Consider the following 23,547-nt stretch of genomic DNA (forward strand, 5'->3'; position numbering starts at 1 on the left):
ACCGAACGGCTGGTAACGAGTGGGGCGAGGTGACGATGACCACAGCGGGGCGCGTGGTGGGTACGAGCCTGCTCGTCGTGGTCCTCGCGGTGGGCGCGTACGCCACCGCGGACGCCTACGACGTGGTCCCCGGCCTGGTCACGCTGGCCCCGGAGCCCGCGCAGCCCGCACCGTTCCCGACCGCTCCCGGGGCCGTCGAGCCGGCGGCCCTGACGCCCGCGCTCGCCGATCTCGACCCTCAGGTGCCCGTGCCGGGCAACGCCCAGGTGCAGGCGCTCGTCGACAAGCTCGTCGCCGACCCCCGCATGGGTGCGAGCGTCGGCATCCTCGTGCAGGACCAGCTCACGGGGGACACGCTCGCGAGTCATCTTCCCGACGAGGGCCGCACTCCGGCGTCGACGGCCAAGCTGGTGACCGCGATCGCCAGCCTGAGCACGCTCAGCCCCGACCTGACCCTGCCGACCACGGTGGTCAAGGGCGACGGGAACCGGATCGTGCTGGTGGGAGGCGGCGACATGATGCTCGCGGCCGGCGCGGGCGACCCCTCCGCGACCGAGGGGCACGCGGGCCTGGCGGACCTCGCCGCGCAGGTCGCGAAGGCCCTGCAGCTCGCGGGCGCGACGACGGTCGAGCTGGGCGTCGACGACAGCCTGTTCACCGGCCCCACCCTGAGCCCGAACTGGGCTACCTCGGACATCGCCGCGGGATTCGTCGCCCCCGTCACCGCGCTCGCCGTCGACACCGCCAAGATCAAGGCGGGCGAGTACCCGCCGCGCTACGCGGACCCGTCGATCGCCGCGGCCAAGACGTTCGCGGCGCGCCTGGCCGAGCACGGCATCACCGTGACCGGGGCGCCGTTCCGCGCCGACAAGCCGTCGAACGGGCGCGAGATCGGCAAGGTCGAGTCGGCGACGCTGGACAAGATCGTGCACCACTTCCTCGACACCTCCGACAACACGATCACGGAGGTCGTCTCCCGGCTGGTCGCCCTCAAGGAGGGGCTGCCGGCCAGCTTCGACGGCGCGTCGGCGGCGGTGCTGCACGCGGTCGACGTCGCGGGCGTCCCCACCACGGGTGCGCACCTGGTCGACGCGTCCGGTCTCGGCGCGGGCTCGTACCTGCCGCCCAGCCTGCTCACCGGGCTGGTCCGGCTGTCCACCGACCCCGCGCACCCCACCCTGCGCGACGTCGCGACCGGCATGCCGATCGCGGGCCTGACCGGCACCCTGTCCGACCGCTTCACGCAGTCGGACGCGCGCGGCATGGTGCGCGCCAAGACCGGCAGCCTCCCGCACGTCACCGCGCTGTCGGGCACGGTTCTCGACGCCGAGCAGCGGCAGCTCGTCTTCGCGGTCCTGGCGGACGCGACCCCCGACGGCGGTCAGTGGAACCCGCGCGCCGCGATCGACCAGTTCGTGAGCACGCTGGCGGCCTGCGGCTGCCGCTGAGCCGCGACCGACCTGTCGGGCTGCGCGTGCCGCGCACGTCGTCTCAACCCTCGTTGCGCCGACGGCCGAACTCGGGGGCCGACCGCGGGACCGGCGGTTACCGTGACGGTGTGGAGCCCTCTGCGAACGACCAGAACGATCTCGTCGACTGGCGGCGCGCCGCGGCGATCGCCGGGCGGCTGGCGATGCCGGGCCCGACGGCCGAGCGCGGCCAGCTGGAGAGCCTCGTCGACGAGCTGCGGGACGCCGCCGGCCGGGCGGCGGTGCACGTGGCGGAGATCGCCCAGCTCGAGGCGGCCGACGGCACCGACCCGAAGGACGTCTCGAACGTGCTGGTGGTGGACCGGGCGCGCTGGGCCCAGGCGAACGCGCAGATGTTCGGGGTGATGACCGGGGACGTCGAGGTCCCCAGCGGTCGAGGCGCGCGCGCGGCGGGTGCGGCCCAGGTGGGCGGCGTGCTCGCGCTGCTGTCCACCAAGGTGCTCGGCCAGTTCGACCCGTTCACGCCCCAGGGCCGGCACGTCGGCCGCCTGCTGCTCGTCGCGCCCAACGTCCTGCACCACGAGCGCAAGCTCAAGGTCGACGCGTCGGACTTCCGGCTGTGGGTGGCGTTGCACGAGCAGACGCACGCGATGCAGTTCGCGGCCGCGCCGTGGCTCGCGGAGCACGTGCGCTCGCGGGCCGCGGAGCTGCTCAACGACCTGACCGGTGAGGGTGCCCGGCCGGACCTGGTGGGATCGGTCACGCGGGCGCTCGGCGACGACGGCGGCGGGATCCTCGACGCCCTCTCGCCGCGGCAGCGGACCGTGTTCGAGGAGGTCGGCGCGGTCATGTCGCTGCTGGAGGGCCATGCCGACGTGACCATGGACGAGGTGGGCCCGTCGGTCGTGCCGACCGTCCGGCGGATCCGCACCGCGTTCGACGCCCGCCGCGACCAGGCGTCGAAGGGCAAGGGACTCGACCAGGTGCTGCGCCGGGTGCTCGGCCTGGACGCCAAGCTGGCCCAGTACCGCGACGGGGCGAAGTTCGTCCGGGAGGTGCGGCGGTCGGTCGGGACGACGGGGTTCAACGCGGTGTTCGCCTCCGCCCAGAACCTGCCTCTCCCGCCGGAGATCGCCGACCCGCGCGCCTGGGTCCGCCGGGTCCACGGGTGACCGGTCCCGCGCCCGCCGTCGCGGCGGTGCGGGCGGCGGTCGCGGCGGCGCTGGGAGACGTCGGCCCCGGGGGAGCTCGTGCTCGTCGCGTGCTCGGGCGGCGCCGACTCGCTCGCGCTCGCGGCGGGTGCGGCGTTCGTCGGGAGGAAGACGGGCTGGCGGGTCGGCGCGATGGTGGTGGACCACGGGCTGCAGCCTGGTTCCGACGAGGTCGCGGCGACGGCCGCGACCGCGTGCGTGGCCCTCGGCCTGGACCCGGTCGAGGTCGTGCGCGTGGACCCGACGGGCCCCGGCGGGCCGGAGGCGTCGGCCCGTGCGGCCCGGTACGCGGCCCTGGACGTCCCGGAGGCGGCCGCGGTCCTGCTCGGGCACACCCTGGACGACCAGGCCGAGACGGTCCTGCTGGGTCTCGCGCGCGGCTCGGGCGCCCGGGCGCTCGCGGGCATGCCGGCGACGCGCGGGCGGTTCCGCCGACCCCTGCTCGGCCTGCGGCGCGCCGACACCGAGGCGGCCTGCGCGGCTCAGGGGCTGACTGCCTGGCAGGACCCGACCAACGACGGCTCGCGTCCGGACGCGCCGCTGCGCAGCCGCGTGCGGACGGAGGTGCTGCCCACGCTCGACCGCGTGCTCGGTCCGGGGGTCGCCCAGGCCCTGGCCCGGACCGCGGCCCAGCTGCGCGAGGACGCCGACGCGCTCGACGGACTGGCGGGCGAGCTGGCTGAGCTCCCCGGACGCACGCCGCCGGTCTGGACGTCGACGTCCTGGCGAACGCTCCGGACGCGATCCGTCGCCGCGCCCTGCGCACGGCGATGATCGAGGCGGGCAGCCCGGCGGGTGCGCTCAGCCGGGCGCACGTGCTCGCGGTCGACGCGCTCGTCACCGACTGGCACGGGCAGGGCCCGGTCGCCCTCCCGGGCGGGGTCGCCGCGCGCCGGGCGTATGGCAGGCTTGCACTCGGCCCGGCGGACAGCGGCGTACAGCCGTCCTGATATTCGAGGAGCAACTGCGGTGGACCCGGCGGACATGGGTGACGACCTCGAGCGGGTGCTCCTCACCGAGGAGCAGCTGCACGGTCGTCTCGACGAGATCGCGGCGCAGGTCGACGCCGACTACGCGGGCAAGCCGCTCTTGCTGGTGGGCGTGCTCAAGGGTGCCGTGATGGTCATGGCGGACCTCGCGCGGCGGCTGCACACCCCGGTCCAGATGGACTGGATGGCGGTGTCGTCCTACGGCTCGGGCACCAAGTCCTCGGGCGTGGTCCGCATCCTCAAGGACCTCGACGCGGACCTCACGGGCCGCCACGTCCTGATCGTCGAGGACATCATCGACTCCGGCCTGACGCTGTCGTGGCTGCTGTCCAACCTGCGCTCCCGTGGCCCGGCCACGGTCGAGGTGGCGACGATGCTGCGCAAGCCCGACGCGGCCAAGGTCGACGTCGGCGTCCGCTACGTCGGGTTCGACATCCCGAACGAGTTCGTCGTCGGATACGGCCTCGACTACGCCGAGAAGTACCGCAACCTGCCGTTCGTGGGCACGCTGGCCCCACGGGTGTACGGGGCCTGAGCAGCCGCGGGACGCGCGTTCGTCCGAGTGCGCCCTCGGTGAACACGGTCGGGAGTCGCCAGGTTCATCGGGTAACTTCGAGCAACCAGACCCGCGAGCGGAGGATGAGGGGCCCGGCCCCGATCACCCATGAACGTCAAGCGTCTTTCTCGTAGCCTCATCCTGTGGATCGCCCTCGCGCTGGTCGTGGCGGCCTTCGGCTTCAGCTCGCTCAACTCGCCCAAGGTCAGCAGCATCGACACGTCGGACGGCATGGCCCTCATCGCGGCGGGCAAGGTCGACCAGGCCAAGATCACCGAGGGCGTGCAGAGGGTCAACCTCACGCTGGCCGAGGACTTCACCAAGGACAGCAAGAACTACGGCAAGCTCGTGCAGTTCAACTACGTCGTCCCGCAGGGCGAGTCGGTGGTGAACGCGATCGCCGAGGCGAACCCGAAGGACGGCTACACCTCGGACGTCCCGCAGAGCCCGTGGTGGCTGAGCGTCCTGACGTTCCTGGTCCCGCTGATCATCATCATCGGTCTGTTCTTCTTCCTCAGCGCAGATGCAGGGCGGCGGCTCGCGGGTGATGAGCTTCGGCAAGTCGCGCGCCAAGCTGGTCAGCAAGGAGTCCCCGCAGGTCACGTTCGGTGACGTCGCGGGTGTCGACGAGGCCGTCGAGGAGCTGCAGGAGATCAAGGAGTTCCTGGCCGAGCCCGCCAAGTTCCAGGCGGTCGGCGCCAAGATCCCCAAGGGCGTGCTCCTGTACGGGCCCCCCGGAACCGGCAAGACCCTGCTCGCGCGTGCCGTCGCCGGCGAGGCCGGGGTGCCGTTCTACGCCATCTCCGGCTCGGACTTCGTCGAGATGTTCGTCGGCGTCGGCGCCAGCCGCGTGCGCGACCTGTTCAACCAGGCCAAGGAGAACGCCCCCGCGATCATCTTCATCGACGAGATCGACGCGGTCGGGCGGCACCGTGGTGCCGGCATGGGCGGCGGTCACGACGAGCGCGAGCAGACGCTCAACCAGATGCTCGTCGAGATGGACGGGTTCGACGCCAACGCGAACGTCATCCTCATCGCGGCTACCAACCGCCCCGACATCCTCGACCCGGCGCTGCTGCGGCCGGGCCGGTTCGACCGCCAGGTCGCCGTGGACCCGCCCGACCTCAAGGGCCGCGAGCGCATCCTCCACGTGCACTCGCAGGGCAAGCCGATGGCCCCCCACGTCGACCTCAACGTCGTCGCGCGCCGCACGCCGGGCTTCACCGGTGCGGACCTGGCCAACGTGCTCAACGAGGCCGCCCTGCTGACGGCGCGCACCGGTCAGCAGATCATCACGGACCGCACGCTGGACGAGGCGATCGACCGGGTCATCGCCGGGCCGCAGAAGCGCACCCGGGTGATGAACCCCAAGGAGATCAAGATCACCGCGTACCACGAGGGCGGCCACGCCCTGGTGGCGACGGCGCTGCGGTACACGGACCCCGTCACCAAGGTGACGATCCTGCCGCGCGGCCGCGCGCTCGGGTACACGATGGTCATGCCGACCGAGGACAAGTACTCGACCACCCGCAACGAGCTGCTGGACACCCTGGCCTACGCGATGGGCGGGCGCGTCGCCGAGGAAGCTCGTCTTCCACGACCCGACCACCGGTGCCAGCAACGACATCGAGAAGGCGTCGTCCACGGCCCGCAAGATGGTCACGCAGTTCGGCATGAGCGCGCGGCTCGGCGCGATCCAGCTGGGCCAGGCGTCCGGCGAGGTCTTCATGGGCCGCGACATGGGCCACCAGCGCGACTACTCGGAGGACGTCGCCGCGTCCATCGACCTCGAGGTGCGCGCCCTGATCGAGCGGGCGCACGACGAGGCCTGGGAGATCCTGGTCGAGTACCGCGACGTGCTGGACGCCCTGGTGCTCGAGCTGCTCGACAAGGAGACGCTCAACCAGGAGCAGCTGGCCAAGATCTTCGAGCCGATCACCAAGCGCCCCCCGCGTCAGATCTGGCTGTCCAGCGACCAGCGCGCGGTCTCCGACCGGCCGCCGGTGATGACGCCCGCCGAGATCGCCGGCCGCAACGGCAAGCCGATCATCCCCGAGGACGAGGCGGCCGAGGCGTTCGGGTTCCCGGGCCAGCGGATCATCGAGGTCCCGCCCGGGCACACGCCCGACTCGAGCAGCTGACCGTGGGCGACATCGGGCCGGCCACCACCCACCGGGGCACCGCGGTCGGGGAGTACGACGAGGCGCGCGTCGAGTCCGCGATCCGCGAGCTGCTGATCGCGGTGGGCGAGGACCCCGACCGCGAGGGCCTGCGCGAGACGCCGGCGCGGGTGGCGCGGTCGTACAAGGAGATCTTCGCCGGGCTGTTCCAGGAGCCCGCGGACGTGCTGACGACGACGTTCGACCTCGGTCACGAGGAGATGGTGCTGGTCAAGGACATCGAGGTGTACTCCACCTGTGAGCACCACCTCGTGCCGTTCCACGGCGTCGCGCACGTCGGCTACATCCCCGGCGTGGACGGTCGGATCACCGGCCTGAGCAAGCTCGCCCGGCTGGTCGAGGTGTTCGCGCGCCGCCCGCAGGTGCAGGAGCGCCTCACCGCGCAGATCGCGGACGCGATGGTGGCCGAGCTCCAGCCTCGCGGCGTGCTGGTGGTCGTCGAGTGCGAGCACCTGTGCATGTCGATGCGCGGCGTGCGCAAGCCGGGCTCGCGCACCGTGACGTCCGCCGTCCGCGGGCAGATGCGCGACGTCGCGACGCGGGCCGAGGCCATGAGCCTCGTGCTCGGCCGCTGACGCCGCCCTCGAACGTCATGTCCGCCGCCGCCCCTAGGCTCGGCAGCGTGATCGGGATCCCGGACGCCGAACGAACCCTGGTCATGGGCGTCGTGAACGTCACGCCCGACTCGTTCTCCGACGGTGGCCGCTGGTTCACCCCGACGGCCGCCGTGGCGCACGGGCTGGAGCTGGTGGCGCAGGGCGCCGACCTGCTCGACGTCGGCGGCGAGTCCACCCGTCCCGGCGCGCGCCGGGTGCCGGTGCAGGACGAGCTGGACCGCGTGCTCCCGGTGATCGAGGGGCTCGTCGCGCGGGGTGCGGTCGTGAGCGTCGACACCACCCGTGCCGTCGTCGCGCGCCAGGCCGTCGCGCGCGGGGCCCGGTTGGTCAACGACGTGTCCGGCGGGCTGGCCGACGACGCCATGTACGCCGTGGTCGCCGAGACCGGCGCCGCCTACGTCGCGATGCACTGGCGGGGGCACGCCGACGTGATGGACGACCTCGACGACTACGACGACGTGGTCACCGACGTCCGGCGCGAGCTGGCCGAGCGGGTGGCGGCGCTGCGTGCCGCCGGCGTGCGCGACGAGCAGATCATCCTCGACCCCGGTCTCGGGTTCGCCAAGGCCGGCGCGAGCAACTGGCCGCTGCTGGCCCGGCTGCCGGGCTGCTTGCCGACGGGTTCCCGGTGCTGGTCGGTGCGAGCCGCAAGCGCTTCCTCGGGCACCTGCTCGCGGGCGCCGACGGAGAGCCCGCGCCACCGCTCGCCCGCGACGGGGCGACCGCCGCGGTCTCCGCGCTGGCCGCCGCCGCGGGGGCTTGGTGCGTGCGGGTGCACGAGGTGGCAGGCTCTGCCGATGCGGTCCGGGTGGCCGCTGCCTGGCGGGCCGGGAACCCACAGATCGGTCGGGACGCCCGGCTCGAGCGCGAGGATCGCCAGATCCGTCGGGCCGAGGCGGACGGCGAGGACGAGCTCGCAGTCGACGAGGACGCACGAACCGGAGGGAGCACGCGGTGACCACCGACGAGCAGTGGGAGGGCGGCGGCGTCCTGGACGGCAGCGGCCGTCTGCTGGACCAGATCCGGCTCCTCGGCATCGCTGCCACCGGGTATCACGGCGTGTTCGACTTCGAGCGCCGCGCGGGCCAGACGTTCGTCGCGGACGTCGTCGTGCACCTGGACACCCGCCGCGCCGCCGCCAGCGACGACCTCACCCGCACGCTCCACTACGGCGAGCTCGCCGAGCAGGTGGCCGCCGTGCTCTCCGGCGAGCCCGTGGACCTGATCGAGACCGTGGCCGAGCGCATCGCCGCCACGGTGCTGGCCCAGGCGGTCGTGCAGGCGGTGGACGTCAGCGTGCACAAGCCGCAGGCGCCCATCGAGGTGCCGTTCGGGGACGTGGTGATCCGCATCCGCCGGGATCGCGCCAAGCTGCCGGCCGCCGAGCCGTACCTGCCGCGTGCCCAGTCCGACGGCTCGGCCGCCGCGCGCCCCACGCCGACGCCGACCGCGTCGTTCCCGGTGACCCCGGCGCCCGGTGCGCCGCTGGTGGCGGGGCTCGTCGCCGCCGAACCCGTCGAGGTGGCCCCGGTCGTCGTCGCGCAGGTCGCTGCGCCCCCGGTCGTCGTCCCGCCGGTCGTCGCGCCTCCGGTCGCGACCGCGGTCGTTCCACCGACCGTGCCCTGGTCGGAGATCGTGCCGCCCCTCGGGTCGGAGCCGTGGACCGCTTCCGACGACCCCGACGGCACGGCTGCCGTTCCCGTGCCCGTCGCGTTCACGCCGACCGGGCTGACGCCGGAGCCTGCACCCGCACCGACCGTCGAGGCGGCGAACGAGACCCACGCCGGCGGTTCGCCGCAGGCGTCCGACGTACCGACCGGCGACGTCCCGGCGTTCGGCGCGGACCTGGTCGAGACCCGGACGGACCTGGTCGTGGGCGAGGTCGTGTCGGACGCGCTGGACGTGCCCCCGTCGACGGTCGTCGACGTGGTGCTGGCCTTGGGCGCGAACCTCGGCGCGGCCCAGGACACCCTGCGCGCCGCCGTCGACGCGCTCTCCCACACCACGCGCCTCGAGGTGGTCCAGGTGTCGCCGCTGGCCCGCACGGCCGCCGTCGGCGGGCCCGACCAGCCCGACTACCTGAACGCGGTCGTCCTGGCGCGCACCATGCTGTCGCCGCGCGAGCTGCTGCGCGCGACCCAGGCGATCGAGCAGAACCACGGCCGGGTCCGCGAGGAGCACTGGGGGCCGCGCACGCTGGACATCGACATCATCGTGTTCGGCTCGGTGCTGGCGGTGACCGACGACCTCGAGCTGCCGCACCCGCGGGCGCACGAGCGCGCGTTCGTCCTGGAGCCCTGGGCGCAGCTGGACCCGCAGGCTGTGCTGCCCGGGCTCGGGGGCGGCCCGGTCGCGGCGCTGGCGGCGACGGCGCCCGATCGGGACGGCATCCGTTGGCTGGCGCTCGACTGGCTGACCGCGCAGCCTGCGGCGCCGAGCCAGGACGAGCGCACGTCCGAGGACGGCTCCGAGGCGCCGAGGTCGTGATGCACAGCACCCGCTGGCAGACCCTGCTGCTCACGACGGCGGGCGTCGCGGTCGGCACCTGGATCGTCCTGCGCTCCATGGCCCGGGACGGTGCGCTGCCGCCGAGCGTGCCGTGGCTCGTCGTCGTCGTCGAGCTCGCCATCGCCGCCGTGGTGTTCGTGCTCGGCTGGCACGTCCGGCAGTACCTGCAGGGCAAGCGGCCCAACCTGTCGGCCCTGCGGGCGGCGCGGACCGTCGTCCTCGCCAAGGCGTCCTGCTACACGGGCGCGCTGCTCGCCGGGTGGTACGGCGGGCACGTGCTCGCGCTGCTCTCGGGCACGGACGAGCCGGGCACGGGTGGGCGGGTGCTGTCGGCCGCGATCGCGATGGCCGGGGGCGTCGTGCTCGCGGTCGTCGGGCTCGTCGTCGAGCGCTTCTGCCGCATCCCGCCGCCCGACGCGAGCGCCGACGCGGCGCGGGACCGCCCGGCGCCGGGCGCGAGCACGCCGTGACGGCCGGCCGACCGACCGACCGTGCGATGACAGGATGGACGCATGACCTCTGACGCGCCTGCGCCGAGCCGGGAGCCCTTCGACCCGAGCGACGTCACGTGGACACCCGTGTCCCGCAAGCTGATCGGTGCGCGGCTGACGGTGGCCGCGATCGTGCTGGTCCCGCTCCTGCTGCTGACGGTCGTGATCGCGGTCGCCGCCGGGGTGACGTGGGTCTGGGCGTTCCCGGTGGTCGTGGTGCTGCTCGGCGTGTGGATCGCCTGGTTGGTGCCGCGCCAGGTCGGTGCGATGGCCTACGCCGAGCGGGCCGACGACCTGCTGGTGCGGCACGGGATCATGATCCGTTCGATGGTCGTCGTGCCCTACGGGCGGATGCAGTACGTGGACGTGAACGCCGGCCCGCTGGCCCGCAGGTTCGGCATCGCGACGGTGCAGCTGCACACGGCCGCCCCGGCGACGAGCGCCGCGATCGACGGCCTGCCCCCGCAGGAGGCCGCGCGCCTGCGCGACCGGATGGCCTCGCGCGGCGAGGCCCGGCTGGCGGGGCTGTGACGCAGCCCCACCCGGGCGACGGGCACGAGCCGGCGGCCGTCGACAGCGCAGCCGTCGAGGCGGAGCTGCGGAAGGTCGGGCCCGAGCCGGTCGAGGGTCCGGACGCGATCGTCGGCTGGCGCCGGATGCACCCGATCACCCCGGCGCTCAAGGGGTGGCGGATCCTCGCGGTCGTCATCGGCATCGTCGTGATCCAGTCGGACAACCTGCGCCAGGCGGTCGACCTGCGGCACGGCAAGGCGTGGCTCGCGGTGCTGGGCGGCGTCGCGCTGGTGGCCCTGATCGGGTTCGCGTACTCGTCGCTGGCCTGGCGGGTGACCCGGTTCGCCGTCACCGACGAGGCGGTGCACCTGCGCACGGGACTGCTGTTCCGGCAGCAGCGACAGGCGCGGCTCGACCGGCTCCAGGCCGTCGACGTGGTCCAGCCGCTCCTGGCGCGGCTGGTGGGGCTCTGGGAGCTCAAGATCGAGACCGCGGGCGGCGACGGGTCGGGCGTGTCGCTCGCGTTCCTGCGGGAGGCCGACGCCGAGGTGCTGCGGGCCGAGCTGCTGGCCCTGGCTGCCGGGCTGCACCGCCCGGCCGCACCCGGGTCTGCGCCCACCGCACCGGCATCAGCACCAGCACCTCTGTCACCGGCGCCGGTGGACGAGACCGCACCGCAGCAGGCGCCGGCGCGGTTCGACGCCGCGCCCGAGCGGGAGGTCTACGAGCTGCCGATCGCCCGGCTCGTCGTCGCCAGCTTCCGGTCGGGCGCCGTGCCCGTCCTTCTGCTGGCGGGTGCCGGGATCGTCGTCGCGGTGGCACTGTCCGGGGACTTCGGCTCGATCTTCTACCTGCTGCCGGCGCTGGCCGGTGGTGCGGCGTTCGTCTGGAACCGCGTGAACCAGGGCGCCAACTTCCGGGCCGCCATCTCGCCCGACGGCATCCGGCTGCGGCACGGCCTGACCGAGAACCGGGCCCAGACGGTTCCACCCGGCCGCGTGCAGGCGATCCGGCTCTCGCAGACGCCGCTGTGGCGCGGCAAGGACTGGTGGCGTGTCGAGATCAACGTCGCGGGGTACGGCCAGGGCAACGAGTCGCAGCGGGACACCGTGCTGCACCCGGTGGCGACGCGCAGCGAGGCGATGACGGCGCTCTGGATGGTGCTCCCGGACCTCGGGGTGGCGGACCCCGTGGCCCTGATCGACGCCGCGCTCGACAGCTCCGGCGACGACGCCGGCTTCACCGGTGCTCCTCGCAGCGCGCGCTGGGTCGACCCGGTCGGCTGGCGCCGGCACGGGTTCCGGGTCACCGACCGCGCGCTGGTGACCCGCAGCGGGCGGTTCTGGCGGCAGGTCGACGTGGTGCCGCACGAGCGCACCCAGTCCCTCGGGATCGAGCAGGGGTGGCTGCAGCGCAGGCTGGGACTGGCCTCCTTCGTCCTGCACTCGACGCCCGGTCCGGTCTCGCCGCGGGTCGAGCACCTCTCGGGCGCGGTCGCGGCTGCGCTCATCGACGAGCAGGCCGCCCGCGCGCGCGACGCCCGTGCGGTCGCCACCCCGGAGCAGTGGATGCGCGCGGTCGGCGTGCGCACGGACGCCGCACCGACGGGGGAGTCCGCGTGAGCGACCCGGCCACCCGCCCCGGCCGGCTCGGGGTCGGCGTCGTCGGCGCGGGCCGGGTGGGCGCGGTCCTGGGCAACGCCCTGCGCGGCGCGGGCCATCCGGTCGTGGCGGTGTCGGCGATCTCGGAGGCCAGCCGCGAGCGCGCCGCGACGCTGCTGCCCGGGGTGCCCGTGCTCGACATCCCGGAGGTGGTCCGGCGTGCCGAGCTGGTCCTGCTCGCCGTCCCCGACGACGCGCTCGCGGGCCTCGTGCAGGGCCTGGCAGACGTGGGCGCCTGGCAGGCCGGCCAGATCGTGGTGCACACGTCGGGTCGGTTCGGCGTCGGCGTCCTTGCACCCGCGCGCGCGGCCGGCGCCATCCCGCTCGCCCTGCACCCGGCGATGACGTTCACGGGCACGTCGCTGGACCTGTCGCGCCTCGTCGGCTGCTCCTTCGCCGTCACCGCCCCCAACCCGGTGCTGCCGATCGGGCAGGCGCTCGTCGTGGAGATCGGTGGCGAGCCGGTGGTGCTCGACGAGGACGCGCGTGGCCTCTACCACGCGGCCCTCGCGCACGGTGCGAACCACCTGGTCGTCCTCGTCGCGCAGGCCGCCCAGGCGCTGGCGGCCGCAGGAGTCACCGACCCCGGACGCATGCTCGCCCCGCTGCTGGAGGCCGCGCTCGACGGTGCCCTGCGGGCCGAGTCGCCCACCGACCCCGCCACCGGCAGCCGCGGCCCGGGCGCGATCAGTGCGCTGACCGGTCCGGTGCGCCGCGGTGACGCGGGCACGGTCCGCGAGCACGGGGCGGCGCTGGCCGGGTTCGCCGCCCGGACGGGGGCGGTCGACGTCGTCGAGGGGTACCGTGCTCTGGCCCGTTCGGCGGCGGGCCGGGCGCTCGCGGCCGGTCTGATCTCGGCGTCGGCAGCCCAGGACGTGCTCGACGGCATCAACGAGGGCTCTGTGACGTTGTACGGGGACGTGGAGCGGCAGTCGGGCCAGCAGGAGGACGAGGAATGACCACGCAGACCACGACGCTCGTGCGCACGCGCGAGGAGCTCGCCGCTGCGCTGGCGGTGCAGGACGTGCAGGCGGTCCCGCGCACCGAGGGCCGCGGCGCCCACACCGCCCGGCCGCACCGCCGGGCGGTCGTGATGACGATGGGTGCGCTGCACGCCGGCCACCTGTCCCTCGTTGCGAAGGCCCGTGAGCTGGCTGACGCGGTGGTGGTGACGATCTTCGTCAACCCGCTGCAGTTCGGCGCCGGCGAGGACCTGTCCCGGTATCCGCGCGACCTGGACGGTGACCTCGCGCTGCTGTCGGGCCCGGGCCTGCTGGGTCCGGACGACATCGTGTTCGCCCCCGGCCCGGACGTGATGTACCCCGACGGCGACCCGATCGTGCGGGTCGGCGGCGGCGCGATCGGGGCGGTGCTCGAGGGCGCCTCCCGGCCCGGTCACCTCGACGGCGTCCTCACCGTCGTCCTCAAGCTGCTGCACCTCACGCGTCCCGATGTCGCCCTGTTCGGCCGCAAGGACGCCCAGCAGCTCGCCGCGGTCCGGCGCATGGTCCGCGACCTCGACGTCCCGGTCGTCGTCCATGGTGCGCCCGTCGTCCGCGACGAGGACGGCCTGGCCCTGTCGAGCCGCAACGCCTACCTGTCCACCGACGAGCGCCGCCGTGCGCTCGGCCTCTCGCAGGCGCTGCGGCTCGCGTCGCCGAAGGGCTCGGCGGTCGCCATCCGGACGACCGCGCTCGACGTCCTGCACGCCGCGGGCGTCGAGGACGTCGACTACGTCGCGCTCGTCGACCCGGACACGTTCGACGACGTCGGGCCGTCCTACCGGGGCGAGGCCCTGCTCCTGCTCGCGGCCCAGGTGGGCAGCACGCGACTCATCGACAACGACACCGTGGAGGTTTCGGCGTGACGAGCCTGGTGCGCACCATGATGACCGGCAAGATCCACCGCGCGACCGTCACGCAGGCCGACCTGCACTACGTGGGCTCGATCACGGTCGACGCCGCGCTGCTGGCCGCCGCGGACATCCTCCCGGGCCAGCAGGTCGACGTGGTCGACGTGACCAACGGCGCGCGCCTGACCACCTACGCGATCGCGGGCTCGGCCGGCCAGGTCTGCGTCAACGGCGCGGCCGCCCACCTGATGCACCCAGGCGACGTCGTCATCCTCATCGCCTACGGGCAGCTGTCCGACGAGGAGGCGCGTACCTACGCGCCCCACGTCGTGCTCGTCGACGGACGCAACCGGGCGGTCGCGGTCGGCGACGACCCGGGCCAGGTGCCCGTCGGATGGCCCGACCTCGAACCGAGCGGTCTGCCGCTGGCACAGGGGCGCGCCGCCGTGGCCGTGGGACGTGCACGGTGACGGCCCTCGTCGGTGACCCGACCCGCACGACCGCGACGGGCATCACCCTGGCCACGCGACTAGCAGCGCCCGAACCGGGCTGGACGGTCCAGGCGGACGCCGTGGTCGTCGGGTCCGGGATCGCAGGCCTGACCGCGGCGCTCGAGCTGCGCACGCGGGTGCCGCGGGTCCTGCTCGTCACCAAGGACACGCTCGCGTCGGGCTCGACGGTCTGGGCGCAGGGCGGCATCGCCGCGGCGCTCGACCCGTCGGACTCGCCGGCGGCGCACCTGTCGGACACCCTGGTCGCGGGTGCCGGCCTGTGCGACCCGCGGGCCGTCGAGGTGCTCGTCACCGAGGGTCCCGCCCGGGTCCGGGAGCTGGTCGCGCGCGGTGCCGTGTTCGACCGAGCGCCCGACGGCTCCATCTCGCTGACCCGCGAGGGCGGCCACCACGCCGACCGCATCGTGCACGCGGGCGGGGATGCGACGGGTGCCGAGGTCTCTCGCGCGCTCGTCGCGCAGATCGAGGCGGTCCGCAACGACCCGGGCATCGAGGTGATCGAGCACGCACTCGTGCTGGACGTCCTGACGGGTCCACCGACGGCCGACGGCCGCCCGGGCCGCGCCTGCGGTGTCACCTTGCACGTCATCGGCGAGGGTCAGCGTGACGGCGTCGGTGCGGCGCTCGGCAGCGCCGTCGTCCTGGCGACCGGCGGCATCGGCCAGGTCTTCCGCTCGTCCACCAACCCGTCGCAGGCGACCGGCGACGGGATCGCCGCCGCGCTGCGGGCCGGAGCGGTGCTCGGGGACGTCGAGTTCGTGCAGTTCCACCCGACCGTCCTGTGGCTGGGCGCCGGCGTGAAGGGCCAGCTCACGCTCGTGTCCGAGGCGGTCCGCGGTGAAGGCGCGCTGCTGCTCGACACCGACGGCGTGCGGTTCATGCCAGACGTGCACCCGATGGCCGAGCTCGCGCCGCGGGACATCGTCGCCCACGCGATCGTCCACCGGATGGCCGCCACGGGCGCGGACCACGTGTGGCTGGACGCCCGGCACCTGGGCGCGGCGTTCCTGCGGCGCCGCTTCCCGACCATCCACGAGCGCCTGCGCGACCACGGCATCGACCTGACCACCGACCTGGTTCCCGTCGCCCCCGCGCAGCACTACCACTCGGGCGGCATCGTCACCGACCTGGTCGGGCGCACGACCGTCCCCGGTCTGTACGCCGTCGGCGAGACCGCTTGTACAGGTGTGCACGGCGCCAACCGGCTCGCGTCGAACTCGCTGCTCGAAGGCCTGGTGTTCGCCACCCGCGCGGCCCGCCACATCGCCCGGGAGCCGCTGGCGCACGTCGAACCCGTCGAGCGGTCGGGTGCCGAGGCGCTCGTCGCCGCCGCGTCGCGCGCCCGGGTGCAGCGGATCGCGTCCGACGGCCCGGGCGTGGTGCGGTCGGGCGAGGGCCTGACGCGCGCGTCGACAGCGCTGGCGGCGGTCCCGACAGACGCGCACCTGCGCAGCGACGAGGGCCGCCGGCTGGCCGCCCCACAGGTCGCCGAGTGGGAGACCACCAACGTGCACCAGGTGGCCACCGTCCTGACGGCGACCGCTCTGGAGCGCGAGGAGAGCCGCGGCGGCCACGCCCGCAGCGACTTCCCGACGCAGGTCGCCGCGTGGCGCCTGCGCCTGGAGGCCGCCCTGGACGCCGACGGCACTCTCACCACACGCCGGACCCCCCTCACCTGACGCCCCTGCCGGCGCACCCCGCCGCCCCCTGCCGGGCCCCGGCCGGCGCCGCCGTGTCGGCGCCGCTGCCGGCCCCATGCCAGCGTCCCCCTGGTGGCGCCCCCGCCGCCCCCCTGCCGGCGCCGAGAACGGCAGTTTGGTGCGAGAACGGCAGTTGGACGTGCCGTTCTCGCGTAGAAGTGCCGTTCTCGCGCCGACGTGCCGTTCGGGGCGGGGGTCCGGCGGCCCGGGGTGGACCGGAGGCTCGGGCGTGGGGCGGCGCGGGTTAGCGTGGGCGCGTGAACACGCTCGATCCCGAATGGGTCGCCCACATCGTCGCGACCGCCCTCGACGAGGACCTCGGGCCGGCGCCCGGGCGGGACGTCACCACGCAGTCGACCATCTCCCCGGACGCGACGGGCACGGCGGACCTGGTCGCGCGGGAGGCGGGCGTCGTCGCGGGCCTCGTGCTCGTGCCGACGGTGGTCCAGCAGGTTGCGGAGCGCCTCGGGCTGCCCGCGCCGACGGTCGACCAGCGCGTCCCCGACGGCACACGTGTGCAGCGCGGAGACGTGCTGGCGGTCCTCGACGGACGCACCCAGGTGCTCCTGGTGGCCGAGCGCACGCTGCTCAACCTGGCCAGCCGCGCGTCGGGCGTCGCGACGCACACGCGCCGGTGGGCGGACGCGCTGGAGGGCACGGGCGCCCAGGTGCTCGACACCCGCAAGACCACACCCGGCCTGCGCGCCCTGGACAAGTACGCGGTGCGCTGCGGCGGAGGCACGAACAAGCGGATGGGCCTGTTCGACGTCGCGATGGTGAAGGACAACCACGTGGTCGCGGCCGGCTCGGTGACCGCGGCCATCGACGCCATCCGGGCGCGGTACCCGGACGTGCTCATCCAGGTCGAGGCGGACACGCTGGACCAGGCGCTCGAGGCGGTCGACGCCGGCGCACGGTTCCTGCTGCTCGACAACATGCCGACGCCGTTGCTGCGGCAGGTCGTCCAGGCGGTGCGCGCACGCGACCGCGCGGTCGAGCTCGAGGCCACCGGCAACCTCACCCTGGACCGCGCGCGCGAGGTGGCCGAGACGGGGGTCGACTACCTGTCGGTGGGCGGGCTCACGCACTCGTCGCCGATCCTGGACCTCGCCCTCGACCTGGAAGCGCCCGGGCGCTGACCTGACGCCCGGCGCAGAACGGCACAGGGAGCGCCGGTATCCTTGCCCGGTGACCGAGGCCCCCACCGACGACGCCCCCGAGCAGATCCGCGTCCGGCGGGAGAAGCGCGAACGGCTGCTGGCGACAGGCCAGGAGGCCTACCCGGTCGGCGTACCGCGCACGCACACCATCGCCGCCGTCCGCGCCGCCTACCCCGAGCTCGAGGCCGGGACCGAGACGGACGACGAGGTCGGCGTTGCCGGCCGGGTCGTCTTCGTGCGGGTCGGCGGCAAGCTGTGCTTCGCCACGCTGCAGGACGGCGAGGGCAACCGGCTGCAGGCCATGTTCAGCCTGGAAGCGGTGGGCGAGGAGCGTCTTGCGGCGTTCAAGACGGACGTCGACCTGGGCGACCATCTGTTCGTGCACGGCCGCGTGATCTCGTCGCGGCGCGGCGAGCTGTCGGTGCTCGCAGACTCCTGGCTGATCGCCGCCAAGTCGCTGCGCCCGCTGCCCAACCTGTACGAGGGCGTCGAGCTGTCCGAGGAGGCCCGCGTCCGGCAGCGCTACGTCGACCTGATCGTGCGCCCTCAGGCCCGCCAGACAGCTCGCCTGCGCCCGGCGATGATCCGCTCCCTGCGCGACAACTTCCACGCGCGCGACTTCGTCGAGATCGAGACGCCGATGCTGCAGACGCAGCCCGGCGGAGCCGCCGCCCGGCCGTTCGTGACGCACATGAATGCGTTCGACATGGACCTCTACCTGCGGATCGCGCCGGAGCTGTTCCTCAAGCGCGCGGTGGTCGGCGGGATCGAGCGCGTCTTCGAGATCAACCGCAACTTCCGCAACGAGGGGGCCGACTCCACGCACTCGCCGGAATTCGCGATGCTCGAGGCGTACGAGGCCTACGGCGACTACGACACGATGGCGGAATTGACGCGCAACCTCGTGCAGACCGCGGCGCTCGACGTTCTGGGCACCACGACGGTCACGTTGCCTGACGGTTCGGACTACGACCTGGGCGGTGCCTGGGCGCAGCTGTCGATGTACGACTCTCTCGCGGAGTCGCTGGGAATGGAGATCACTCCCGAGACGTCCTTGGCCGACCTGCACGTTCTGGCGCAGAAGTTCGACATCGATACCGATCCCAAGAAGCTCAATCATGGCAAGCTGATCGAGCTGTTGTGGGAGCACCGGGTGGGCGACGACCTGCACGCACCGACATTCGTGCGCGATTTCCCGGTGGAGACGAGCCCGCTGGTCCGGGCGCACCGCACGGTCCCTGGGGTCGTCGAGAAGTGGGACCTCTACGTGCGCGGCGTCGAGCTGGCGACCGGCTATTCCGAGCTGGTGGACCCCGTGATCCAGCGGCAGCGGTTCGAGGCGCAGGCGTTGCTCGCGGCCGCCGGCGACGACGAGGCCATGCGCGTGGACGAGGATTTCCTCACGGCGGTCGAGTATGCGCTGCCGCCGAGCGGGGGCATCGGCCTGGGCATCGACCGACTGCTCATGACCCTCACCGGGCTCGGTATCCGCGAGACCATCCTGTTTCCTCTCGTGAAACCTCTGGTGTGACGTGAATCCCCTGTTCCTGGCCCTTGCGGCACTGCTCCCTTCGATCGGCGTCGGCCTGCTGTTCTGGTTCGCCATGCGCGCTCTGGTCAATGCGGACCGCACGGAACGGCAGGCGCTGGCCAAAATGGATGCCGAGGAACGCATCGCGGAAGCCGCGAAGGCGCGAAACGCACAAAGCGAAACGCCGCCCTCCAGCGTTTGACGGCTTAATGCGGCGGTGTCATAGTGACGGCGTCAGCATTGCAACATCTGTCAGACGGAGCGAACAATGGCGCAGAAGGTCCAGGTCCTCCTGGTCGACGACATCGACGGTGGAACCGCCGATGAGACCGTGACGTTCGGGCTCGACGGCGTCACCTACGAGATCGACCTGACCGGCGCGCACGCGACCGAGCTGCGGGACGCGCTCGCCCAGTGGGTCGGGCACGCGCGCAAGGTCGGCGGCCGTGCGGCGGCAGGCAAGTCGGCCGCCCCCCGTGGTCGTCGTTCGTCGTCCGGCGACGCGCAGGCCATCAGGGAGTGGGCCAAGGTGCACGGGCACCAGGTGTCCGAGCGCGGTCGCATCTCGGCCGAGGTCAAGGCCGCGTACGACGCGGCGCACTGACCGCACGAGCACGCTCGCCGGCCCCGCCCGGTCGACGAAGCGCCCGGCGCCCCGCGCCGGGCGCTTCCGCGTTCCCGGGAGCAGAGGCTAGATCGGCCGCGTGCCCGTGAGCTCGCGGACCGCGGCGTACTGCGCCCGGACCTGCGGCTGGGGCTCCGCGCGGTGGACGGCGGCCTCGGTCGACGAGCTCCACGCCGGGGCCTCGCCCGTGACCACCCAGGCGGCCTGCCGGGCGGCCCCGTCCGCGACGTACTCGCCAGGGGTCGGGACCTGGACGTCGAGCCCGAGGACGCTCGGTGCGATCTCACGCACCGCGGCGGACTGCGCACCGCCGCCGACGAGGAACAGCCGCTGCACGGGCACGCCCTGCGCGCGCAGCGCGTCGATGCCGTCGGCCAGCGCGCAGAGCATCCCCTCGACGGCCGCGCGTGCGAGGTGCGCCGGCGTCGTGTTGGCCAGGCGCATCCCGTGCAGCGCGCCGGTCGCGTCGGGCTTGTTGGGCGTGCGCTCGCCCTCGAGGTAGGGGATCAGGACGAGTCCGTCGGCGCCTGCGGGTGCGCTCAGGGCCAGGTCGGAGAGGCCACGGTGGTCGACGCCGAGCATGCGCGCGGTCGCGTCGAGCACGCGGGAGGCGTTCAGGGTGCAGGCAAGGGGCAGGAAGGCGCCGGTGGCGTCGGCGAACCCGTTGACCAGGCCGGAGGCGTCGGCGGTCGGCGCGCTCGACACGGCCGAGACGACGCCGGACGTCCCGATCGAGACGGCGACGTCACCGGGGGCCAGGTCGAGGGCGAGCGCGGCCGCGGCGTTGTCGCCGGCGCCCGGTCCGAGCACCTGGCCGCCGAGCGCGCGCAAGCCTGCCTCGGACGGACCCAGGACGCGGGGGAGCAGGGCGCGGCGACCGAGCGCGAGCTCGAGCAGGTCGTACCGGTAGGTGTCGCTCGACGGGGACCAGTAGCCGGTGCCGGACGCGTCCGACCGGTCGGTGACCAGCGTGTCCAGACCGACCGCGCCCGACAGCTGCCAGGTGATCCAGTCGTGGGGGAGCGCGACGGCGGACACCTGCTCCGCGATCGACGGCTCTGCGTCGCGCAGCCAGCGCAGCTTCGTCACGGTGAGCGAGGCCACGGGCACCGACCCGACGGCGGACGCCCACTCGGCGGCCCCGCTTCCTCGGTCAGGTCGGCTGCGGCCCCCGCCGACCGGGTGTCGTTCCAGAGCAGCGCGTCACGCAGGACCTCGCCGGACGCGTCCAGTGCGACGAGCCCGTGCTGCTGGCCACCCACCGAGATCGCGGCGACGTCGTCGAGACCCCCGGCCTGCGCGATCGCGGACTGCAGCGCGTCCCACCAGTGCCGCGGGTGCACGGACGTCCCGTCCGGGTGCGGCGCGCGGCCGCTGCGCACCAGCGCGCCGGACTCGGCGTCGCGGACGACGACCTTGCAGGCCTGCGTCGAGGAGTCCACCCCGGCTACGAGCGTCATGACGATCCCCTCACACAGCAGACGAGTCCCGGCGGCGCGGAGGCTACCGGGGAGAACGGGCCACGACGTCCGCACTCGTGCGGTTCAGGGGGCCGCACGAGCGCGGACGTCATGGGTCTTTCCGTGGCGGCAGCCGCACCGGGAAGCCCAGGTGCGGCCGCCGACCGGTCAGCGTGCGCCGAGCGCGTGCTCGAGTGCCAGCTGGTTGAGGCGCACGAACCCGAAGCCGCGCGCGGCCACCGCGTCCACGTCCAGCTCCTCGTACGCGGACGTGTCCGCGAGGAGGTCGCTCAGCGACTCGCCGGGCGCGAGCGTCGGCTGCGAGAGCTCGAGCACGCCGGACTCCTCGAGTGCCGCCTGCACCTCGGGGTCGGCACGGAACGCCAGCGCCCGCTCCTTGAGCAGCAGGTACGTCGCCATGTTCGCCGCCGCGGAGTCCCAGACGCCCCGGAAGTCCTCGGTGCGCGACGGCTTGTAGTCGAAGTGCCGCGGGCCGTCGTAGCGGGGGCCGCCGGAGGGGAAGCCGTTCTCGATCAGGTCGACCGTGGCGAACGCCGAGAAGAGGTCGCCGTGACCGAACACGAGGTCCTGGTCGTACTTGATGGACTTCTGGCCGTTCAGGTCGATGTGGAACAACTTGCCGGCCCACAGCGCCAGGCCGATGCCCTGCGTGTAGTTCAGCGCCGCCATCTGCTCGTGCCCGACCTCGGGGTTCAGGCCGACGATGTCGCCGTGCTCGAGCTTCGCGATGAGCGCCAGCGCGTGGCCGATCGTCGGCAGCAGGATGTCGCCGCGGGGCTCGTTGGGCTTGGGCTCGAGCGCGATCTTGAGGTCGTAGCCCTTCTCCTTGATGTAGGCGGCGACGGTGTCGATGCCCTCCGCGTAGCGCTCGTGCGCGGCGTACAGGTCCTTGGCGGAGTCGTACTCGGCGCCCTCGCGACCGCCCCACATGACGAACGTCGACGCGCCGAGCGATGCGGCCAGGTCGACGTTGCGGACCACCTTGCGCAGGCCGTAGCGACGCACGCGGCGGTCGTTGGAGGTGAACGCGCCGTCCTTGAAGATCGGGTGGCTGAATGTGTTCGTCGTGACCATCTCGACGGTGATCCCGGTCTCGTCCAGGGCCGCCTTGAACTTGTCGAGGATCGCGTCGCGCTCCCTCGCCGACGAGCCGAACGGCACGACGTCGTCGTCGTGGAACGTCACGTGCGCGGCGCCGAGCTCGGCCAGCCGGTGCACCGACTCGACCGGGTCGAGCCAGGGGCGCGAGGCGCCACCGAACTGGTCCTGGGCGTTCCAACCGACGGTCCACAGACCGAACGAGAACTTGTCCTGCGGGGTCGGCTGCGTTGCCATGACGTCTCTCCTCGTCGAGATTGATTTACGCGATGAATTTATCCCCTGAGACCACTAAGGTCAACCCATGGCACGCCAGGAGCAGATGCGGGACCAGAACCTCGCGGTCGCGCTGCGTTCCATCGTGGAGGCCGTGGCACCGCTCTCGCGAGCGCAGGTGGCCGCGCAGACCGGACTGGCCCGGGCCACCGTCACCGGCCTGGTCGACCAGCTGGTCGACGCCGGGCTGGTGCGCGAGCTCGAACCCACGCAGACGCAGCGCGCCGGCCGGCCCGCGGTGCCGCTGGTCGCGCAGCCCGGGACCGTCGCGGGGATCGGCATGGAGGTCAACGTCGACTACCTCGGCGTGCTGGTGCTCGACCTCTCGGGGCAGGTGCTCGCCGAGCACGTCGAGTTCGACGACCTGCGCGACTCCGACCCGGCAACGGTGCTCGGACGCCTCGCGCAGATCGCCGACGACGCCGTCGCGGCGCTGGACCGGGTCAGGGTGGCCGGCTCGGTGCTCGCCCTGCCCGGACTCGTCGACCGGGTGACCGGACCGCTGCGGTTCGCGCCTCGGCTGGGATGGCGCGACGTCGATGTGCTCGCGATGCTCGAGCGCCCGGGCCTGCGGCTGGCCAACGAGGCCAACCTCGCGGCGCGGGCGGAGGCGCACGAGCGCCGCGGGGGCTCGTTCGTGTACGTGTCGGGCGAGGTCGGCATCGGTGGTGCGATCGTGCTCGACGGTGAGCTGTTCCGCGGCCGGCGCGGGTGGAGCGGCGAGATCGGGCACATCCAGGTGGACGGCGTCCCGCTCGAGGAGCAGGCCGGTCAGGACGCCATGCTGCGCAACGCGGGCATCGCCCCGACGGGCAGGCTCGAGGTCCTGCTCGGTGCGCTCGAGTCCCGCGACCCCGACGCCGAGCGGGCGGTCGCGCAGGCGGGCCGGGCGCTGGGCACCGCGCTCGGGGCGGCGGTGAACGTCGTCGACGTGGACGAGGTGGTGCTCGGCGGCACGTTCGGCCGGCTGTACGACCACGTCCGCGGACCGGTGCAGGAGCAGCTCGACGCGTCGGTCATCTTCGCGCCCTGGGCGCCGCTGACCGTCTCGCGCGCCCGGGCCGGCGCCCACCCGGCCATGAAGGGTGCGGCGCTCGCCGTGCTGAGCGGCGTGCTGGCCGACCCGGGACAGTGGCTGCGGGACTCCCGGCCGTAG

General features: G+C 73.7%; 20 protein-coding genes and 3 pseudogenes. 21 read left to right on the forward strand and 2 right to left on the reverse strand.

Annotated elements, in window-relative coordinates; all coding sequences use genetic code 11:
- The first annotated feature begins 35 nt into the window (after window positions 1–35).
- From AC38ZX_RS02255 to AC38ZX_RS02350, 20 genes and pseudogenes are all read left to right on the forward strand, one after another.
- Window positions 36–1,448, forward strand: a complete 1,413-nt coding sequence (locus tag AC38ZX_RS02255) for a D-alanyl-D-alanine carboxypeptidase/D-alanyl-D-alanine-endopeptidase (protein ID WP_491296200.1) — start codon at window positions 36–38, stop codon at window positions 1,446–1,448.
- Between the two features lie 110 nt (window positions 1,449–1,558).
- On the forward strand, window positions 1,559–2,602 hold the full coding sequence (locus tag AC38ZX_RS02260) for a zinc-dependent metalloprotease (protein ID WP_426594260.1): 1,044 nt from the start codon (window positions 1,559–1,561) through the stop codon (window positions 2,600–2,602).
- 78 nt (window positions 2,603–2,680) lie between these two features.
- Window positions 2,681–3,415, forward strand: a complete 735-nt coding sequence (gene tilS, locus AC38ZX_RS02265) for a tRNA lysidine(34) synthetase TilS (protein WP_491296201.1) — start codon at window positions 2,681–2,683, stop codon at window positions 3,413–3,415.
- Window positions 3,400–3,591, forward strand: coding sequence for a TilS substrate-binding domain-containing protein (locus AC38ZX_RS02270; protein WP_491297280.1), 192 nt, complete (start codon window positions 3,400–3,402; stop codon window positions 3,589–3,591). The genes tilS and AC38ZX_RS02270 overlap by 16 nt, the downstream gene beginning before the upstream one ends.
- 19 nt (window positions 3,592–3,610) lie before the next feature.
- The gene (hpt, locus tag AC38ZX_RS02275) at window positions 3,611–4,165 is read left to right on the forward strand and encodes a hypoxanthine phosphoribosyltransferase (RefSeq protein ID WP_426594262.1); all 555 of its coding nucleotides are present in this window, start codon (window positions 3,611–3,613) and stop codon (window positions 4,163–4,165) included.
- Between the two features lie 129 nt (window positions 4,166–4,294).
- Window positions 4,295–6,327, forward strand: a pseudogene (gene ftsH / locus AC38ZX_RS02280) (ATP-dependent zinc metalloprotease FtsH).
- A 2-nt stretch (window positions 6,328–6,329) separates the two neighbouring features.
- Window positions 6,330–6,941 carry a GTP cyclohydrolase I FolE gene (gene folE / locus AC38ZX_RS02285; RefSeq protein WP_491296202.1) on the forward strand — a complete coding sequence of 204 codons (612 nt, stop codon included), beginning with the start codon at window positions 6,330–6,332 and terminating at the stop codon, window positions 6,939–6,941.
- 17 nt (window positions 6,942–6,958) lie between these two features.
- Window positions 6,959–7,941 (forward strand): annotated as a pseudogene (gene folP / locus AC38ZX_RS02290) (dihydropteroate synthase).
- Window positions 7,938–9,470: a 2-amino-4-hydroxy-6-hydroxymethyldihydropteridine diphosphokinase gene (folK, locus tag AC38ZX_RS02295; protein ID WP_491296203.1), complete on the forward strand. Its 1,533-nt coding sequence runs from the start codon at window positions 7,938–7,940 to the stop codon at window positions 9,468–9,470. The pseudogene folP and the gene folK overlap by 4 nt, the downstream one beginning before the upstream one ends.
- Complete coding sequence (locus tag AC38ZX_RS02300) at window positions 9,470–9,961, forward strand: DUF3180 domain-containing protein (RefSeq protein ID WP_426594266.1); 492 nt, start codon at window positions 9,470–9,472, stop codon at window positions 9,959–9,961. The genes folK and AC38ZX_RS02300 overlap by 1 nt, the downstream gene beginning before the upstream one ends.
- A gap of 42 nt (window positions 9,962–10,003) precedes the next feature.
- On the forward strand, window positions 10,004–10,513 hold the full coding sequence (locus tag AC38ZX_RS02305; RefSeq protein WP_491296204.1) for a PH domain-containing protein: 510 nt from the start codon (window positions 10,004–10,006) through the stop codon (window positions 10,511–10,513).
- Entirely contained in the window at window positions 10,510–12,117 is a 1,608-nt protein-coding gene (locus AC38ZX_RS02310; RefSeq protein ID WP_491296205.1) for a PH domain-containing protein, read from the forward strand. Before AC38ZX_RS02305 ends, AC38ZX_RS02310 begins: the two co-directional genes overlap by 4 nt.
- Window positions 12,114–13,115 (forward strand): Rossmann-like and DUF2520 domain-containing protein, encoded by a 1,002-nt coding sequence (locus AC38ZX_RS02315; RefSeq protein WP_491296206.1) that lies wholly within the window; start codon window positions 12,114–12,116, stop codon window positions 13,113–13,115. Before AC38ZX_RS02310 ends, AC38ZX_RS02315 begins: the two co-directional genes overlap by 4 nt.
- A complete protein-coding gene (gene panC, locus AC38ZX_RS02320) occupies window positions 13,112–14,023 on the forward strand; it encodes a pantoate--beta-alanine ligase (protein WP_491296207.1) in 912 nt (303 codons plus the stop codon). The genes AC38ZX_RS02315 and panC overlap by 4 nt, the downstream gene beginning before the upstream one ends.
- Entirely contained in the window at window positions 14,020–14,478 is a 459-nt protein-coding gene (gene panD, locus AC38ZX_RS02325) for an aspartate 1-decarboxylase (protein ID WP_491296208.1), read from the forward strand. The genes panC and panD overlap by 4 nt, the downstream gene beginning before the upstream one ends.
- Entirely contained in the window at window positions 14,475–16,199 is a 1,725-nt protein-coding gene (locus AC38ZX_RS02330; RefSeq protein ID WP_426594272.1) for an L-aspartate oxidase, read from the forward strand. Before panD ends, AC38ZX_RS02330 begins: the two co-directional genes overlap by 4 nt.
- Window positions 16,200–16,477: 278 nt before the next feature.
- Window positions 16,478–17,359 carry a carboxylating nicotinate-nucleotide diphosphorylase gene (nadC, locus tag AC38ZX_RS02335; protein WP_491296210.1) on the forward strand — a complete coding sequence of 294 codons (882 nt, stop codon included), beginning with the start codon at window positions 16,478–16,480 and terminating at the stop codon, window positions 17,357–17,359.
- A gap of 49 nt (window positions 17,360–17,408) precedes the next feature.
- Window positions 17,409–18,911, forward strand: coding sequence for a lysine--tRNA ligase (gene lysS / locus AC38ZX_RS02340; RefSeq protein ID WP_491296211.1), 1,503 nt, complete (start codon window positions 17,409–17,411; stop codon window positions 18,909–18,911).
- Between the two features lies 1 nt (window position 18,912).
- Window positions 18,913–19,113, forward strand: coding sequence for a hypothetical protein (locus AC38ZX_RS02345; protein WP_491296212.1), 201 nt, complete (start codon window positions 18,913–18,915; stop codon window positions 19,111–19,113).
- Between the two features lie 66 nt (window positions 19,114–19,179).
- Window positions 19,180–19,515: a histone-like nucleoid-structuring protein Lsr2 gene (locus AC38ZX_RS02350; RefSeq protein WP_426594276.1), complete on the forward strand. Its 336-nt coding sequence runs from the start codon at window positions 19,180–19,182 to the stop codon at window positions 19,513–19,515.
- 87 nt (window positions 19,516–19,602) lie between these two features.
- Here AC38ZX_RS02350 and xylB read toward each other — a convergent pair.
- Both xylB and xylA read right to left on the reverse strand, forming a co-directional pair.
- Window positions 19,603–20,996, reverse strand: a pseudogene (gene xylB / locus AC38ZX_RS02355) (xylulokinase).
- A 168-nt stretch (window positions 20,997–21,164) separates the two neighbouring features.
- On the reverse strand, window positions 21,165–22,352 hold the full coding sequence (gene xylA / locus AC38ZX_RS02360; RefSeq protein ID WP_491296214.1) for a xylose isomerase: 1,188 nt from the start codon (window positions 22,350–22,352) through the stop codon (window positions 21,165–21,167).
- Window positions 22,353–22,419: 67 nt separating this feature from the next.
- Here xylA and AC38ZX_RS02365 point away from each other — a divergent pair, with 67 nt between their 5' ends.
- On the forward strand, window positions 22,420–23,547 hold the full coding sequence (locus AC38ZX_RS02365; RefSeq protein WP_491296215.1) for an ROK family protein: 1,128 nt from the start codon (window positions 22,420–22,422) through the stop codon (window positions 23,545–23,547).

The organism is Cellulomonas sp. McL0606, from assembly GCF_058248365.1.

What these genes read in the sequence shown, in the direction of transcription:
- AC38ZX_RS02365 (WP_491296215.1), top strand. Translation starts at nt 22,420, where the DNA reads ATGGCACGCCAGGAGCAGATGCGGGACCAGAACCTCGCGGTCGCGCTG.
- AC38ZX_RS02300 (WP_426594266.1), top strand. Translation starts at nt 9,470, where the DNA reads ATGCACAGCACCCGCTGGCAGACCCTGCTGCTCACGACGGCGGGCGTC.
- panC (WP_491296207.1), top strand. Translation starts at nt 13,112, where the DNA reads ATGACCACGCAGACCACGACGCTCGTGCGCACGCGCGAGGAGCTCGCC.
- AC38ZX_RS02255 (WP_491296200.1), top strand. Translation starts at nt 36, where the DNA reads ATGACCACAGCGGGGCGCGTGGTGGGTACGAGCCTGCTCGTCGTGGTC.
- AC38ZX_RS02305 (WP_491296204.1), top strand. Translation starts at nt 10,004, where the DNA reads ATGACCTCTGACGCGCCTGCGCCGAGCCGGGAGCCCTTCGACCCGAGC.
- xylA (WP_491296214.1), bottom strand. Translation starts at nt 22,352, where the DNA reads ATGGCAACGCAGCCGACCCCGCAGGACAAGTTCTCGTTCGGTCTGTGG.
- AC38ZX_RS02350 (WP_426594276.1), top strand. Translation starts at nt 19,180, where the DNA reads ATGGCGCAGAAGGTCCAGGTCCTCCTGGTCGACGACATCGACGGTGGA.